Source organism: Methylobacterium sp. 4-46 (assembly GCF_000019365.1).
Lineage (GTDB): Bacteria > Pseudomonadota > Alphaproteobacteria > Rhizobiales > Beijerinckiaceae > Methylobacterium.
Genome location: NC_010511.1, coordinates 3,340,164 through 3,356,390, shown reverse-complemented (window position 1 = coordinate 3,356,390; position 16,227 = coordinate 3,340,164). Strand labels below are relative to the sequence as shown.

Genomic DNA, 16,227 nt, shown 5'->3' with positions numbered 1-16,227 from the left:
CGAAGCCTATGGGGATTCCCCGGGCGTGTCGCCGTCGCCGCGGGCAGGGCCCGCGCCGGGGGCGCCCCGCCGCCCGGGGGCTCGCGCGCCCCCGGATCAGGCGACCGCGCGCAGGCCCTCGATCGCCAGGAGCGCGCGGCGCCGCGCCGCGCGCACCCGCGCCACCGCCGGACCGAGGCCGAGCCCGCTCTCGCAGGCCGCCTCGAGCGCGGCGCAGGCGCGGGAGAGCTCGACGAAGCCGAGCTGGCCCGAAGCCGCCACGATGGCGTGCGCGTCGCCGGCGAGCCGGTCCCGATCCTCCGGCGAGAGCCGCGCCTCCCCGAGCCGCTCGTCGAGCTGGGCCACGAGGCGGGCGAGCTGGCGCGTCACGCCCTGCGGGCCGAGCAGGCCGCGGGCCGATTCGTAGACGGCGCGGTCGAGGACGGGCCCGTCGGGGGCGCCCGGGGGGAGCGGGCGCGCCCGCTCCTGGGCCCGGCTCCAGCGGGCCACCACCCGGTGGAGGTCGTCGCGCTTGAACGGCTTGCCGACGTGGTCGTCCATGCCCGCGGCGCGGAACTCGGCGATCTGGGCCGGCAGCACGTTCGCCGTCATGGCGACGATCGGGACGGTGCAGACCGGCGGGCGCAGCGCCCGGATGTGGCGGGTGGCGGTGAGCCCGTCCATGCCGGGCATCTGCACGTCCATCAGCACGAGGTCGAAGGACTTGGCCTGCACGGCCACGATGGCCTCCAGCCCGTCCGAGGCGACGTCGACCTCGTGCCCGGCCGCCTCCAGCACGGCGCGGGCGATGTCCTGGTTGATCTCCAGGTCCTCGACCAGGAGGATCCGGGCGGGGAGTTGGGCGAGGGCGGCGCGGCCCGGCGCGGCGGGCGCCGCGACGGCGCCCCCCACCGGCAGCGTCACGGTGAACCAGAACGTCGTGCCCTCGGAGACCACGCTCTCCACCCCGATCGTGCCGCCCATCAGCTCGACGAGGTTCTTGGAGATCGCCAGCCCGAGGCCGGTGCCGCCGAAATCCCTCCGGATCGAATTGTCCACCTGGCTGAAGCGCTGGAACAGGCGCTCGTGCTTGTCCCGCGGGATCCCGATCCCGGTGTCGCTGACGGCGAAGCGCAGGCAAGCCGTCGCCCCCGGCGGGCTCTCGCAGGCCACAGCCAGCGTGACCGAGCCCGCATGGGTGAACTTCACCGCGTTGTTGAGGAGGTTGAGCAGGATCTGGCGCAGGCGGTCCTGGTCGCCGACCAGCGTGCGCGGGGCCGCGCCGTCGAGGCGGACCGCCACCGCGATCGCCTTCTTGCGGGCGAAGCCGCGCACCACCGAGACCGTGTTGTCGAGGAGGGCGTCGAGCAGGAAGGGCTGCGGGTCGAGTTCGATCTGGCCGGCCTCGATCTTCGAGAAGTCGAGGATGTCGTTGACGATGGTGAGCAGGGCCGCCCCGGCCGACTGGATGCGCTCGGCCTGCCGGCGCTGCCCGCCGCCGAGGCTCGGATCGTCGAGCAGGAGGTCGGTGTAGCCGAGGATGCCGTTGAGCGGCGTGCGGATCTCGTGGCTCATCGAGGCGAGGAAGTCGGTCTTGGCCCGGCTCGCCTGCTCGGCGGCGTCGCGGGCGAGTTCCAGCGCCTCGGCCTGGCGCTGGCGCTCGGAGACGTCGCGCACCGAGGCGACGTAGCCCTCGGCCCGTCCCTCCGCGTCGCGCAGGAGGCGGAACTTCGCCTCGACCCAGACGTAGCTGCCGTCCCGCCGCCGGTAGCGCTGGCGGCTCGTGGCGACGTCGCGCGTCCCCGCGGCGAGGTCCGCGAGGGTCGCCGCGAGGGCGGCGCGGTCGTCCGGATGGACGCCGTCGAGGGGCTTGGTGCCGACGATCTCCTCCGGCTCGTAGCCGAGGATCTCGCGGCAGGCCGGCGAGACGTAGCGGCGCACGCTGTCCCGGTCGGCCTGGACGATCATGTCGCTGCCGTTCTCCGAGAGGAACCGGTAGCGGGCCTCGCTGGCCTCCAGGGCGGCCTCGGCGGCCTTGCGGGCGGTCACGTCGCGCAGGGAGCAGACGATCGAGACCGGCGCCCCGCCCTCGTCCCGCATCAGGCTCAGGCCGGCCTCGGTCCACACGAAGCCGCCGCGCCCGTGGCGCGTGCGGAAGGTGGTCGTCACATGCTCGCCCGCGATCTCGCCGGCGGCGAGGCGCCGCGCGAGGTCCTGCAGGGCCGGCAGGTCGTCCGGATGGACCACCGCGGAGGGGCGCTGGCGCAGCAAGTCCTCGGGCTCGTAGCCGAGGACCGCGCGGCAGGCCGGCGACACGTATTGCCACGCGAGGCCGAGGTCGAGCCGGGTGATCACGTCGCTCGTGGTCTCGGCGAGCAGCCGGTAGAGCATCTCGCTCTCGCGCACCGCCGCCTCGGCGGCGACGCGCCGGCTGACGTCGCGCATCGCCGCGAGGATGCGCGCGCCCCGCGCGCCCTCCCCCTGCATCCAGGTCAGGGCGGTCTCGACGAAGACCCAGTGCCCGTCCCGGTGACGCAGCCGGTGCACGCTGGTGGCGGTGGGCCGCGCGGCGTCGATGGCGGCGGTGACCGCCGCGACCCGGTCCCGGTCCTCGGGGTGGAGCAGGGACTCGGCGGGCCGCGCGGCGAAGTCCTCGGGCGCGTAGCCGAGCACGGTCCGGATCGCGGGTGAGACGTAGAGCAGGGCGCCGTCCCCGCCGGCGCGGCGCAGGGTGATGACGTCGCTGACGTTCTCGGCGATCAGCCGGTGGCGGCTCTCGCTCTCGCGCAGGGCCTCCTCGGCCTGACGCCGGGCCGTGATGTCGGTGTAGGTCCGCACGAGGCCGCCGCCGGCCATCGGCATGGTGCGGATCTCCAGCACGGTCCCGTTCGGCCGCACGCGGGTGTAGGTGTGGGGCTCGGGCACGATCCCGCCCGCGCGCATCAGGCGGCGCACCTCCTCCTCGGCCCCGGCGAACTCGCCGCTCCGCCACTGGTGCTCGAGCACCTCGTGGGTCGTGGGCTTCCCGGCCATCAGCTCGGGCGGCAGGCCGAGGAGCGCCAGCGCCCGCGCGTTGCAGATCTCGATCCGGCCCTCGGGGGAGACCACGATCAGCCCCTGGTCCATGCTCTCGAGCGTGGTGGCGAGGAGGGAGGCGGCCTCGGCCGCCTCGCGCTCGACGCGGCGCAGCTCCGTGACGTCGCTCAGCGTGCCGAACAGGGCCGCGACGGCGCCGTCCGGGCCGAACTCGCACAGGGCGCGGGTGACCACGTGGCGGATGCTGCCGTCCGGCCGGACGATGCGCAACGCGTCGGTGGCGGGCTGCTTCGACGCGATCTGGGCCTCGATCGAGGCCGCCACGGCGGGCCGGTCGTCCGGGTGGCAGAAGCCGAGCGCGGCCGCGAGCGTCGGCGCGACGCTGCCGGGTTCGAGGCCGTGGATCCGGAACACCTCCCGCGACCAGGTCATGCTGTCGTCGCGCAGGTCGATGCGCCAGTGGCCGACATGCGCGATCTCCTCGGCCATCAGCAGCCGGCGGACCGCCTCGCGCGTCTCCGCCTCTGCGCGCTTGAGGTGGGTGATCTCGCGGATCGAGGCCAGGACGCGGTCGAGCCGGCCCGCCTCGTCCCGCAGGGGGGTGAGCACCTCCTCGAAGACCCGCCCGGCCCCATCCCCGCTCTCCTGAAGGCGGATCGGATTGCCCGCGGCGAGGCAGCGGCGCAGGTCCGCCTCGATCCGCGCGACCCGCCCGGCCGGCAGCGCCCCGCCGAGGGGCCGCCCGACCAGCGCCTCGGGCGCCGCGCCGAGCCGCGCCGCCGCGGCCCGGTTGCAGGCTTCGAGCCGGAACGACCCGTCCGTCTCCAGCCGGCAGATGAACTGCGCCTCGCTCGCCGCCTCGAACATCGCCCGGAACAGGGTCTCGCTCGCCCGCTGCTGCGCCAGGGTTCGACCGAGCCGCAGCCCGATCAGCCAGGTCAGGCCGAGCGCCGCCAGGGCGATCCCGGTCAGGACCAGCACTTGGCGATGCCAGGACCCGAGCGCGTCCTCGCGGGCGAGACCCACCACCGCGACGAGCGGCAGCGCCTCCACGCGGCGGTAGGCGACGAGGCGCAGGACGCCCTGCGCGTCGGCCGCCTCCGTGACGAGGCCGGCCTCAGCCCCGGGCGGCAGCGCGGCGGCGAGATCGAGGCGGGGCAGGTCGCCGCCGTCGTCGCGCCACGGATGGACCACGAGGGGGCGCCCGTCCGCCCCGAGCAGCGCGACGACCCCGCCCGGGCCGACCTCCATGGTCCGGTAGAACCGGCGGAAATAGTCGACGTCGAGGGTCGCCGCGATCACGCCCCCGAACCGTCCGTCCGGCAGGGCGAGGCGGCGGCTGACCACGATGGCCCGGTCGTCGCCGGCGCGGTCGCGGAAGGCCGGGCTGATGAAGAGGCCGGCCAGCGGGTCGTCCCGGTGGACCGTGAAGTAGCTCCGGTCCCCGGCCGGCTCGGCGTGCTCGCGGGTACCGACGAGGACGCTCCCGTCCGCGCCGAGAACCGCGATGTCCCGGATCGGCGAGGAGGCGGCCGCGAGCCGGGTGAGGAGTGCCAGGCCGGTGCGGGCGAAGGTCTCGAGCCCGTCGCGCTCCATCGCGAATTGCGCGATCCCGAGATTGAGCCCGACCGCCTCGATCGTGCGCGCCGTGTGCTGGTCGAGGGCGCGGGCGAGGTTGGCCGCGTCGATCCGCGCCTCGCGCAGGGAGACCTGGTAGCTCCGCCAGGCGACGAACCCGATGATCGCCGCGAGGGACAGCAGCACGGCCGCCGACAGGATCGCGAGCCGGTTCGCGATCGGGCCCGACGACCTCGACCGGGACGGCGTCCGGCCGCGGACCGTTCCGGCCCAATGTCGCAAGACATCCCGCATCACCGGATTGTCACCCGCTCCCCCACCGGTCGGCCCGCCCCACAAGCGAGTGGAGATTGTCTCTGTGCTGAGCTGCAACTTGCCGAACGGTTCCCCACGATTTCAGCATAGAACATCCGGAGGGCGCGGCGCAAAGCCGGCGCACCCGGCCGGCGCGCCCGCGCGCCGCGCGGCCTTCGTTGGGGCAGGGCGCGCGGCCGGCCTCAGCGGCGGCCGAGCAGCTCGCCCATCCGGGCGGCCCGTCCCTGCTCGATGTGCCAGCGCGCATCCGCAACCTGAAGGCGCAATCTGTGGCGACGCCAGCGATGGTAGAGGGACAGGACCGGGATGTTCCTCGCGACGCCGCGCTCGTGCCGATCGAGGCGCCGCAGCAGGCCGGGCAGGCAGGCGCTCGCGGCCTCGCCGGTGGCGATGTCGCCGGCCCGGACCTGGCGCAGCAGCTCGGCGCGATAATCCTCCACCGGGTGGCCCCTCTCGGGTGTGGCGGGTCCTCCGCGGCCCCGACATCTGCCGCGTCCCGCCGCCGCGTCAAGGGCCAGGGGTCAAGGACCAGGGGCCAGGGGCCCTCGCGAAAAGTGCCCTGCCGGCGGGGCCGGCAGGGCAGTCGCTTTGGGGGCCTCGGACGCGTCCCTCCCGCCCGCAGATGCGCTCCCGCATTGACGGACGGACAGGCCGGGTGGCCGACGGGCCGCGGACCGACCTTGTCAGTATGGCCGATTCACGCTGCCGACGCCTTCACAAATGGCAAGTTCAGACCCAATCCTCGGACCTGCGCACCCGATCGGCCGGCGCCCACATTGTCACGAACGACAGTACGGGCCGCGTGCGGGACTTGCCCGGCGCTGGCGCGGTGGGGCGGCGCACGGGGCCCGCCCTGCGTCAGCGCGGGCGTCGGGCGGTCGGGCCGGTGCCGACCGGGACGGGCGTTCCGCGGCGCGGCGGGACCGGATCGGGCCCGCGGATCGGCCCGGGCGAGGACCGCCGACCAAGTTCCGCCACACTCGCACCGCTCAAGCGGGCGCCCGGAGCCGAGACGATTGACCAGAGCCGACGACGAACCCATCCCGCTGACGGTCCTGATGCGGGCCTTCAACGAGGCCGACCGCATCGAGGCGGCGATCCGCTCCGCCCTGCCGCTGCGGGCCGAGATCCTCGTGATCGACTCGGGCTCGACCGACGCGACCGCGACGATCGCCCGCTCCCTCGGGGCGCGGGTCGTCACCAACCCCTGGGCGGGTTTCGGGCCGCAGCGGCGGTTCGGGGAGGGGGAGTGCCGCCACGACCACGTCTTCAGCATGGATGCGGACGAGGTGCTGACGCCCGCCCTGGTGCGCGAGATCCGGGCGCTGTTCCGGCCCGGCCCTCCGCCCGCGCTCGCCAAGGTGCGCAAGGCCATGGCCCTGCCGCACCGCGACCGGCCGCCTCCCTTCGCGTTCTGCACCGAGCAGATCTACCTCTACGACCGCCGCGTCGCGCGCACCATCGACAACCCCAACTGGGATCACCTGGAGATCCGCACCGACGAGGCGCCGCGGCGACTTCGTGCGGTGGCATGGCACTTCACCTACCGCGACTGGAACCACGCCGTCGCCAAGGCGAATTACGTGGCGGAGCTGGCCGCGCGCACCTCGGCGCCGCGCTCGCGCCTCTCCCTGACCCTCCGCCTCCTCGTCGAATTTCCCTCGACCTTCCTGCGCTTCTACATCCTGCGCCGGCTCTTCCTCGCCGGGGCCGACGGCTTCGCGATGGCGACGATCCTCGCCTTCGGGCGCTTCCTGCGCATCGCCAAGATGCGTGAGGCCAAGATGCGCGAGGCCAAGATGCGCGAGCGCGCCCCGTCGCGGGCGGCCGATCCGGCCGGAGGCGCGACTGACGCGCAGGGCGCGGCGCGATGACCCGGCGCGCGATGGTCCTGCGGGTCTGGCACGGCTGGCTCTCGCGCCAGAAGGGGCCGCTCGCCTGGCTCGCCCTCGCCATCGCGGTGGTCGGCGCCTCGACCGGCATCTACCCGGTGGTCGTGCGCTTCGCCTTCGAGGCCTACGGGGCGAACGACCGCACCTCGCTCTCCTACGTGCCGGCGGCGATCCTGCTCGCCACCGCCTTCCGGGGCACCGCGCTTCTGGCGCAGCTCGTCCTGACGAACCGCATCGTCACGCGGGTCGAGGCCGACATGCTCTCGGACCTGTTCGCCCGGCTGGTCCGCGCCGATGTCGGGCGCACCGCGCGGGAGAGCCCCGCGGCCCTCGCCCAGCGCTTCACCGCCGATTTCGCGCCCGTCACCGAGGCGCTGACGCGGCTCTCGACGGTGCTCCTGCGCGACCTCGCCATGCTGATCGCGCTCGGGGCCGCGCTCCTGTGGATGGACCCGCTCCTGACCCTGGTGTCGGTGGTGATGGTCCCGCTCGTCGCCCGGCCGGTGAGCCAGATCGGCCAGAAGCTGCGCCGCTACGCCCGCGCCATCCACGAGACCGTGGGGACGACGGCGGGGCTGATCGGCGAGAGCCTGCTCGGCTCGCGGGTCGCCAAGGTCTACGGGCTGGAGGATCTCCTCTCGGCCCGGGCCCGCGAGGGATTCGAGCAGGTGCGGCGCCTGAAGATGAAGGCCGCCAACGCCCGCGGGCGCCTCGATCCGCTGCTCGAGATCGGCGGCGGGCTCGGCGTCGCCGCCGTGATGGTGCTGATCGGCGACCGCGTGATGTCGGGGGAGCGCTCGATCGGCGACTTCACCGGCTTCGTCACCGCACTGCTCCTCGCCTCGCAGCCCGCCCGGACGCTCGGCGGCCTCAACGCCACGCTGCAGCAGGCGGCGGGCGCCCTGCAGCGCTACTTCGAGGCCTTCGACGAGGAGCCGGCGATCCGGGACGATCCCGGGGCGCCCGCGCTCCGCGTCGGCCCGGGGGAGATCCGCTTCGAGGGGGTCGTCTTCGCCCACCGGGAGGGGGCGCCGGTCCTGCGCGGGATCGACCTCGTGTGCCGGCCCGGCACGGTGACGGCCATCGTCGGGCGCTCGGGCGCCGGCAAGTCGACGCTCCTCGACCTGATCCCGCGGCTGCAGGACGTCACCGCCGGCCGCGTGCTCATCGACGGCCAGGACCTGCGCGCCGTGACGCTGCGCTCCCTGCGCGACGCGATCGCCATGGTGACGCAGGACGTGATGCTGTTCGACGACACGATCGAGGCGAACATCGCCTTCGGCCGCCCGGGCGCGACGGCCGAGGAGGTGCGGGAGGCGGCCCGCGCGGCGGCGGCGGATTTCGTCGAGGCGCTGCCGGAGGGGCTCGCCTTCCGGGTCGGGCCGGGCGGCGCGCGGCTCTCGGGCGGGGAGCGCCAGCGCGTCACGCTGGCGCGGGCCTTCCTGAAGGACGCGCCGATCCTCCTCCTCGACGAGGCGACGAGCGCCCTCGATCCCGCCTCCGAGGCCCGGGTGCAGGAGGCGGTGCGCCGCCTGATGGCGGGCCGCACCACGATCATCGTCGCCCACCGCCCGTCGACCTACATGGCGGCCGACCAGGTCGCCGTGATGGAGGCGGGCCGCATCGTCCGCTTCGGGCCGCCCGCCGCCGTGATGGGCGAGGATCAGGCGGCGCTCCCGGCCGCGGCGGCCGGCTGACGGCCCCGGGCCCTCGTCGAAGGTCCCCGGGCCGGCCCCGGCACCTGCCTCGCGCAAGCTCCGGGCGGCAAGAGAGCGGCGTCGGAGGCCCGTCCCGGGCTCCCGGACCCGGACACGCCCGATGGCCGATTCGCCCGATTCCACGACCGCGCCGAAGAAGGGCAAGGGCTGGCTCCTCGCCCTCGCCGTGCTGACGCTCGGCGCGGGCGGAACCGGCGGCGGCCTCGGCTACTACCTGCTCACCACCGTCGAGAAGGCGGTCGACAAGAAGAAGACCGAGGAGCAGGCCCGGGCCGAGAAGGTCCTGACCTACACGGGCGACCTCAGCACCCGCAGCGTCGGTCCCCTGGTCACCAACCTCGTCGATTCCGGCGAGATGTGGGTGCGCCTGGAGGGCTCGATCATCTACAGGACCGGCGCGGTGGCCAATCCCGACGTGGCCGTGGCGGAGATCCGCCAGGACATCCTGGCCTATCTGCGGACCGTGTCGCTGGCGCAGCTCCAGGGGGCGAGCGGCCTCATGCACCTGCGCGAGGACCTCAACGAACGCGTGATGCTGCGGACCAAGGGGGCCGTGCGCGAGCTCGTGGTCGAGACCCTGATCATCCAGTGATGCGGCGGATCCTCCCGATGACGCGTGCCCTCCCGGCCCTCGCCTGTCTCGCCCTCGCGGGGATCCTGGCGCTCCTCGCCGCGGGACCCGCCGCCGCCCAGGCCGCCTCCGGCCTCCCGTCCCTGGACGCGCTGCTGCCGCCCGGCAACGGCGCGGCGAGCGGGCGCATCATCCAGATGGTCGCGCTCCTCACGGTCCTGTCCGTGGCGCCGGGCCTGCTCGTGATGGTGACGAGCTTCACGCGCTTCGTGGTCGCCCTGTCCTTCCTGCGCTCCGGGCTCGGGCTTCAGAGCACGCCCGCCAACCTGTTCATGGTCAGCCTGTCGCTGTTCATGACCTTCTACGTGATGGCGCCGACCTTCGACCGGGCGTGGCAGGAGGGCGTGCGGCCCCTCACCGAGAACCGCATCAGCGAGGAGGACGCCTTCGGCAAGGTCGTCGACCCGTTCCGCGAGTTCATGCAGTCCCACGTGCGCGAGAAGGACCTCCAGACCTTCGCGGACCTCGCCAGCCGCAACTTCCCCAAGGCCGAGGCCGGCGAGAAGGTCGACCTGCGCATCCTGATCCCGGCCTTCATGATCTCGGAGCTGCGCCGCGGCTTCGAGATCGGCTTCCTGATCGCGCTGCCCTTCCTCGTCATCGACATGATCGTGGCCACGGTGGTGATGTCGATGGGCATGATGATGCTGCCGCCGACCGTGATCTCGCTGCCCTTCAAGGTGCTGTTCTTCGTCCTGATCGACGGCTGGAACCTGCTGGTGAGCGGGCTGGTGCGCTCCTACTTCTGATGCGACATCCGCCGGATGGGGTCGCCATGCGGATGTCGGCTTCGCTCAAGCCCGCGCCGGGCCGGGTCGACACTCCCGCTCCTACACGGTGGCGATCGGCGTGGTCGGCGAGCCGACGGCCCCGGGCATCCGCAGGGGCGGCGCGGTGAGCAGGAAGCGCGAGCGCCCGTTGGCCCGCAGCCAGGTCGCCAGCGGGGTGAGGTGCCACAATTCGCCGAGATTGACGCCGAGCCGGAACAGGCAGTGCTCGTGGAGGGGCAGCGTGGCGCAGCAGCCCCGCATCGGGCCGGCCGGATAGATCTCGACCGCGTAATTGTCGGCGATCAGCGCGCAGAGGCCCGACTCGGTGATCCAGGCGAGGAGGTCGGGATCGCGCCCGTCGAGCCCGGCCCCGAGCCGGTGCACCTCCGCCGGATCGGGCGCCCGGTTCATCCCCAGCAGCCGCTCGGCGAAGCCCGTGTGCAGGCAGACCATGTCGCCGGGCTCGACCGCGACGCGGTCCGCCTCCAGGATCCGCCGCAGGGTGGCGTAGCCCACCGCCTGGCGGGCGTCGCCCAGATGGGCGCGCAGGTCGATCATCACGCCGCGGCCCTGCATGCCCCGCTCGGCGAGCCGCTCGATGCCGAGCGCCCGGGCGCGCGAGGGGGCCCCCGCTTCCTCGGCCCGGCTCGGCCCGGCGATGTCCCGGTCCGCCCGGAAGCCGTTGTAGTAGACGGGCTCCGGCACGCCGTCGCCGTCCGCGTCGAAGAGCGAGCCGACGTGGCAGAGGCCGTCCCACTGCGTCGAGTATTGCAGGTGCAGCACCGCGAGGTCGTCGCTGATCACGTCGGTGGCGTCGGGCACCTCCTCGCAGACCGGGAAGTTGAAGTTCGGGCGGCCGCTCGCCCGCACGGTCGGGGTGATCTTCGGCGGGTGGCGGCGCGGGTTCAGCACGTTGCCGCCCGGGTAGTCGAGGGGCAGGCTCAGGCAGAAGGTCAGGCCCTCGCGCACCTCGGCCACCCCCTGGCGCACCTTCTCGGGCGTCAGCAGGTTGAGGCGGCCGAGTTCGTCGTCGGGCCCGAACTCGCCCCAGGTCGAGCCCTCCGGGCGGCGGCGCCAGCGCGGGGTCACTTCTTCACCAGCGGGCAGCGGGAGGCCGAGAGCGGCTGGAAGGCCTGATCGCCCGGGATGGTCGCCACGCGCCGGTAGAGGTCCCACTCGCCGGTCGATTCCCCGGGCCGCTTCACCTCGAACAGGTACATGTCGTGCACCATGCGCCCGTCCTCGCGGATGCGCCCGCCATGGGCGTAGAAATCGTCCACCGGCGTCTCGCGCATCGCCCGCATCACCGCGTCGGTCTCGTCGGTGCCGGCCTTGGCGACGGCCTTCAGGTAGTGCGTCACCGTCGAGTAGACCCCCGCCTGGGACATGTTCGGCATCCGGCCGGTCCGGGCGAAGTAGCGTTTCGAGAAGGCGCGCGTGCCCTCGTCGAGGTCCCAGTAGAAGCCCTCGGTCAGCAGCATGCCCTGGGTCGGGGCGAGGCCGAGGCTGTGCACGTCGTTGATGTAGACGAGGAGCCCGGCGAGCTTCTGGCCGCCCTGGGTCAGGCCGAACTCGGCGGCCTGCTTGATGGCGTTGGTGGTGTCGCGGCCCGCATTGGCGAGCCCGACCACCTTGGCGCCGGAGGCCTGCGCCTGGAGCAGGAACGAGGAGAAATCCGGGGTGTTGAGGGGGGCCCGCACGCTCCCCGCCACGGTGCCGCCCTGGGCCCGGACGACCGCCCCCGCGTCCCGCTCCAGGTCGTGCCCGAAGGCGTAGTCGGCCGTGATGAAGAACCAGGAATCGCCCCCCGCCTTCACGGTGGCCTGGGCCGTCACGTTGGCGAGCGCGTAGGTGTCGTAGGCCCAGTGGATCGAGACGGGCGAGCAGGCCTCGTTGGTGAGCCGCACGGCCCCCGGCCCGCTGAAGGCGATGATCCTGTGCTTGGCCTTGGCGATGTCCGCCGCCGCGAGCGCCGTCGCGGAGGCGGCGACGTCGAGGATCGCGTCGACCTTCTCGGTGTCGAACCACGCCCGGGCGGTCGCGGCGGCGATGTCGGCCTTGTTCTGGTGGTCCGCCACCAGGACCTCGATCGGCGCGCCCAGCACCTTGCCGCCGAAATCCTCCACCGCCATGCGCGCCGCCGCGGCGCTGCCCGGCCCGGTGACGTCCGCGTAGACGCTCGACATGTCGAGCAGGAACCCGATCCGGACGACCCCGTCCGAGATGCCCGGCGGGGCGGCCTGCTGGGCGCAGGCCGCGCCGTGCCACGCGGCCACGCACGCGGCGGCTAGGAGCGTTTTCCTCACGCGGGTGATCCCTGTCCGGGCCTTCTGGCGAGCCCGGGCGCATGCTTCGGCCCCGCGCGCGACTTGTCAATGTTGCGGAACGGCGTTTCGCACGGGAAGGCGCGCCGGGCGCGTCCTCGCCCGGTTCATACGACATCCGACGGATTGCTTCGCCATGCGGATGTCGGCTTCGCTCAGGCGCCGCGCTCAGGCGCCGCGCTCAGGCGCCGCGCGGGCTCGTGATCCGGGAGCCGCTTCGATCAGGCCGATCCCGGATCACTCCTGCCAGATGCCGGCCTTGCGCGCCCTGGCGTTCGCCTCCGCGGCGAGCAGCTCCGGCGTGGCCCCGGGCGCGGCCCGCCCCGCCCCGTTGAACAGCACGACCTCGGACAGGTCCTGCGATCCCGCCCGGCAGCGATAGACCTCCGCCTCGCCCGCCGGCTCGCACGAGACGTCGCGCTGGCGCAGGTACTGGCGGAACTCGCGGGCCGCGCGGCCGCCCTGGCCCTCGACCCCGAACAGCCGCACCGGCTGGCCCTCGACCTTGAGGCGGCCGGTATCGACCACCCGCGCGGTGCCGCGCAGCGGCGGGGGATTGCGCGGCTCCTCGGGGGGCTGCCAGGTGCGGCGGGCGGCGGCCCCCCGCGGCGGCGGCTCGCTCCGGTCCCGGAGCTTCGCGGCGAGGTCCTGGAAGATCTCGGACGGGCCCGCGCTCGCGGCGCCCTCGTCCTCCGACGCCACCCAGACGCCCAGGGTGACGTCGCCGGCCGGCCCGACCGCGAGGCCGTCCCGGGCGGCGGGTGCCGCCGCGACGCCCTCGGGCAAGCGGGCGAGGCCGGACAGCAGCGCGAAGGCCCGCGCCCGCACGGTCGCGGGGTCGAGCGTGGCCGCCTGGGGCCGGTCGTAGACCGGGCGCCCGTCGCGGGTCACCCGGCGCAGGCTCGCCTCCGCGGCGGCGCGCCCGGCCGGATCGGCCGCGAGCGGGCTGCCGCCGCTCACCGCCGCGAGGATTGCCCCGTCGGGGCCGAGGACCACCAGCCCGGCCCGGTCGCCCCGGTTCCTGGCCGCCACGTCGAGGCGCTTGTTCACGGCTGCCTCGGCGGCGGATTGGAGCGACCGGTCGAGGGAGATGCGCAGCGAGGCGTTCCGCACCTCGTCGCCGAGGCGGTCGCGGGCCGCCAGCACGGCGAGGTCGACGACCCCGCTGCGGGTGACCGCCGTCGCGGTGGGCGACTTGATCGCCGCGAGCGCGCGGCCCGCCTCCTCCGCCTCCAGGCGCGTGATGGCGCCCGTCATCACCATGGCGTCGAGGACGCCCCGGGCCCTGGCACGGGAGGCCTCCACGTCGCGGTCCGGCCGGAGGTCGGCGGGGGGCAGGGTGAGCCCGGCCAGGAGGGCGGCCTCCGCGGTGGTGAGGTCGCGCGGGGCCTTGCCGAGCAGCCGCTCGCTCGCGGCGTCGAGCCCGATCAGGTCGGGGCCGAAGGCGGCACCGCTCAGGAAGCGCGCCACGATCTCGTCGGGGCTGGCCCGCGCCTGCAGCCAGAGCACCAGCATCGCTTCCTGCAGCTTGCGCACGAGGCCGCGCTCGCCGCCGAGGAGCTGGGTGCGCACGAGGCGCTGGGTGAGCCGCGCGCTGCCCTCGCGCGGGCCGGGGCTGATCGTGTCCCGGAAGGCGCCGCGGATCACCGCCGCGACGCCGGCGGCGTCGAGCCGGTGGGGGTCCATGAACCACGGATCCTGGGCGGCGATGATCGCGCGCCGCATCGCCGGCGCGATGGCCGAGGCGGGCAGGGGCCTGCCCCGCAGGCTGCCCCGCGTGGCGAGCACTTCGCCGTCCTCGGCCCTGACGGTGACCGGCGCGCTGGCCGGGCCCGGCCCGTCGAGGCGCGGCAGGGTCGCGGCGCTCACGGCGAGGAGCGCGGCGCAGCCCACGAGGAGGAGCAGGCCGAGGGTGAGGGCGAGCCGGCTCCAGCGCAGGGCGGCGAGGCGCTCGGCCGCGGCTCCGGCGCCGGAGCGGGCGCGCCGCGCCAGGGGATGGGCGGCGAGGCGGGCGCCGGCGCGGCCCGCCGCGAGGCGCAGGGGCGCGACCCTGGCGGCGAGGGCCGGCTGCCAGCGCGCGGCGACCGCCTGTCCGACGCGGACGGCCTCTCCGGCGATCCGGGCGGACCATCCGGGAGGCGGCGCCTGCGGCGGGGGAGGGGCGGGAGCCGGGGAGGACCCGAGATCCAGCCAATCACGCTCGGGCGCTGTCGAGGTCTCCGCCAGCATGTCGTCGATGCGTCCCTCGCGGCGGGTGGCCGGGCTCAGGGTGGCCGGGCTCACGGCCACGGTCCCCGAAAACGCCAATCACCCGGCAAGGTTCCCGCCGGCGCGCCCGCGCGCCGCACGGTTCGGCCCCCGGCGGAGCCCCGGCGCGGCGCTTCCGATCTGTCTTGTCCTGCCACTCACCAGAACAGGAATGACGATCACCTTGGCAATAGCGGCGAGGTATGCCGGCGGAATGGAACGATAGTCATGAGACGACGTTTTGAGGCAGATTTTTCTGCACTCTCGGAGGAGCATCATGACGAAATCGTCCATGGGCCGCGTGACCGTCGGCCTCGCCGCCCTGCTGATCAGCACCTCGGTCTTCGCCCAGACCGGCGCCGGGTCGCCGGGCGGGTCCGCGGGCGGGCAGGGCGCCGCGATGTCGGGCAGCGGCTCCGGCGGCCGGTCCTCCGGCGATGCCTCGTCCGGCGGGGCGACGCGCGCCGGCGGGCAGGGCGCCCGCAGCGAGAACGGCAGCCAGGGCAACATGGGCCAGGGCAACATGGGCCAGGGCAACATGGGCCAGGCCGGCACGGGCCAAGGCAAGATGAGCCAAGGCAACACGGGCCAAGGCAACACGGGCCAGCGCGGCGCCCGGCAGGAGATGGGTGCCCGCGACGACAAGGGCGAGGGCCGCGGCCGGCACGAGGCCGGGATGGACGGGCGCGACCGCGACGGCCGCCAGGCCCGCGAGGAGATGCGGGGCGGCCGCGACAGCGTCCGGCACGAGCGCGGCGTGCATGCCGAGCGGACCCGCGAGGAGCACGGCAGCGTGCGCACCAGCAGCCGCGAGGAGCACGGCGGCGGGCGTCGCACGGTGACGGTGGCGGGCCAGCGCGTCGTCTACGGCTCGCCCGAGTACCGCCGCCTGGTGGTGATCGAGCAGCGCCAGAAGCGCGGCGTGCGCCATGCCGGGTCGGAATTCGTGGTGATCCAGGGCCGCCGCGTGCGGGTCGGCTCGCCCGAGTACCGCCGCCTCGTCGTCCGCGAGCATAGCGGGCCGCGCTACGTCGTGGTGCACGGCCGGCGGGTGGTCTACGGCTCGCCGGAATATCGCCGGCTCGTGGTCACCGAGCGGTCGAGCACGACCGGCAGCGTCGGGATCCGCGGCGAGCGGCACGACCGGGTCGACGTGCGCTCGAGCGAGCGGAGTTCGGTGCGCGGCGGGCGCGACGAGATCCGCACCGGCGAGCGCCGCGAGGAGCGCGGCACGAGCGAGCGCGGGCGCAGCGAGCAGCGCGCCGGTCAGGAGCGCGGGCAGGGCGGCGGCGACCGCATGAGCCAGGACCGCTCCGGTCAGGACCGGATGGGCCGCGGCGGCCAGGACCAGGCCCAGGGCCTGCGCGACCGCTCCGGCGGCCAGGGCCGCGGCGGCGCGCCCGAGACCACCGGCAGCACGATGCGCGGCGGCCAGGGCGGTGGCCAGGGCGGCGCGGCGGGCGCCTCGGGCGGCGCCGGGAAGGCGGGCGGCGCCGGCGCCTCGGGCGCGGGCCGCATGTGACGTCACTTCTCACGTCACTTCGGCAACCGGACCGACGGTCACGTCCGTGACCGTTGGTCCGGGGCCTCGCGAGAGCGAGGGGCGGGAGGCCTTCCGCCCCTTCTCGGCCCCGCGGTCGGGTGACCGCGGGGCTTTTCTTTGCCGTCTCCGCCGCCGGCCCGGCGGCCCGCCGGCGGCCGTGGCGGATCCGCCACGTTGTGCCGGCCCGGCGCATG

11 protein-coding genes are annotated in these 16,227 nt (G+C 74.7%); 5 read left to right on the top strand and 6 right to left on the bottom strand.

All coding sequences use genetic code 11. From position 1 onward, the window contains the following. Positions 1–96 precede the first annotated feature (96 nt). Positions 97–4,779, bottom strand: a complete 4,683-nt coding sequence (locus M446_RS14505) for a PAS domain S-box protein (RefSeq protein WP_265576622.1) — start codon at positions 4,777–4,779, stop codon at positions 97–99. A gap of 311 nt (positions 4,780–5,090) precedes the next feature. Beyond that, the gene (locus M446_RS14500; RefSeq protein WP_012332840.1) at positions 5,091–5,348 is read right to left on the bottom strand and encodes a hypothetical protein; all 258 of its coding nucleotides are present in this window, start codon (positions 5,346–5,348) and stop codon (positions 5,091–5,093) included. A gap of 576 nt (positions 5,349–5,924) precedes the next feature. On the opposite strand from M446_RS14500, the gene M446_RS14495 reads away from it, so the two are divergent. The 4 genes from M446_RS14495 to fliP all read left to right on the top strand — a co-directional run bounded on the left by M446_RS14495 (position 5,925) and on the right by fliP (position 9,898). Beyond that, positions 5,925–6,782 (top strand): glycosyltransferase family 2 protein, encoded by an 858-nt coding sequence (locus M446_RS14495; protein ID WP_012332839.1) that lies wholly within the window; start codon positions 5,925–5,927, stop codon positions 6,780–6,782. Then, complete coding sequence (locus M446_RS14490) at positions 6,779–8,497, top strand: ABC transporter ATP-binding protein (protein ID WP_012332838.1); 1,719 nt, start codon at positions 6,779–6,781, stop codon at positions 8,495–8,497. The genes M446_RS14495 and M446_RS14490 overlap by 4 nt, the downstream gene beginning before the upstream one ends. Before the next feature lie 121 nt (positions 8,498–8,618). Further along, positions 8,619–9,110, top strand: coding sequence for a flagellar basal body-associated FliL family protein (locus M446_RS14485; protein WP_012332837.1), 492 nt, complete (start codon positions 8,619–8,621; stop codon positions 9,108–9,110). 17 nt (positions 9,111–9,127) lie between these two features. Then, positions 9,128–9,898 (top strand): flagellar type III secretion system pore protein FliP, encoded by a 771-nt coding sequence (gene fliP, locus M446_RS14480; protein ID WP_026190598.1) that lies wholly within the window; start codon positions 9,128–9,130, stop codon positions 9,896–9,898. 81 nt (positions 9,899–9,979) lie between these two features. Here the strand turns inward: fliP and M446_RS14475 are convergent, their stop codons facing one another. The 4 genes from M446_RS14475 to M446_RS37215 all read right to left on the bottom strand — a co-directional run bounded on the left by M446_RS14475 (position 9,980) and on the right by M446_RS37215 (position 14,784). Next, the gene (locus tag M446_RS14475) at positions 9,980–11,008 is read right to left on the bottom strand and encodes a cyclase family protein (protein WP_012332835.1); all 1,029 of its coding nucleotides are present in this window, start codon (positions 11,006–11,008) and stop codon (positions 9,980–9,982) included. Then, positions 11,005–12,225 (bottom strand): ABC transporter substrate-binding protein, encoded by a 1,221-nt coding sequence (locus M446_RS14470; protein ID WP_012332834.1) that lies wholly within the window; start codon positions 12,223–12,225, stop codon positions 11,005–11,007. Before M446_RS14470 ends, M446_RS14475 begins: the two co-directional genes overlap by 4 nt. 255 nt (positions 12,226–12,480) lie before the next feature. Then, the gene (locus M446_RS14465) at positions 12,481–14,526 is read right to left on the bottom strand and encodes a transglycosylase domain-containing protein (RefSeq protein ID WP_012332833.1); all 2,046 of its coding nucleotides are present in this window, start codon (positions 14,524–14,526) and stop codon (positions 12,481–12,483) included. A 24-nt stretch (positions 14,527–14,550) separates the two neighbouring features. Continuing rightward, a complete protein-coding gene (locus M446_RS37215) occupies positions 14,551–14,784 on the bottom strand; it encodes a hypothetical protein (protein ID WP_150108665.1) in 234 nt (77 codons plus the stop codon). Here M446_RS37215 and M446_RS14460 point away from each other — a divergent pair. Then, on the top strand, positions 14,768–16,012 hold the full coding sequence (locus M446_RS14460; protein ID WP_265576619.1) for a hypothetical protein: 1,245 nt from the start codon (positions 14,768–14,770) through the stop codon (positions 16,010–16,012). The two genes, M446_RS37215 and M446_RS14460, sit on opposite strands and share 17 nt — an antisense overlap. Positions 16,013–16,227 lie beyond the last annotated feature (215 nt).

What these genes read in the sequence shown, in the direction of transcription:
- M446_RS14485 (WP_012332837.1), top strand. Translation starts at nt 8,619, where the DNA reads ATGGCCGATTCGCCCGATTCCACGACCGCGCCGAAGAAGGGCAAGGGC.
- fliP (WP_026190598.1), top strand. Translation starts at nt 9,128, where the DNA reads ATGACGCGTGCCCTCCCGGCCCTCGCCTGTCTCGCCCTCGCGGGGATC.
- M446_RS14490 (WP_012332838.1), top strand. Translation starts at nt 6,779, where the DNA reads ATGACCCGGCGCGCGATGGTCCTGCGGGTCTGGCACGGCTGGCTCTCG.
- M446_RS37215 (WP_150108665.1), bottom strand. Translation starts at nt 14,784, where the DNA reads ATGGACGATTTCGTCATGATGCTCCTCCGAGAGTGCAGAAAAATCTGC.
- M446_RS14460 (WP_265576619.1), top strand. Translation starts at nt 14,768, where the DNA reads ATGACGAAATCGTCCATGGGCCGCGTGACCGTCGGCCTCGCCGCCCTG.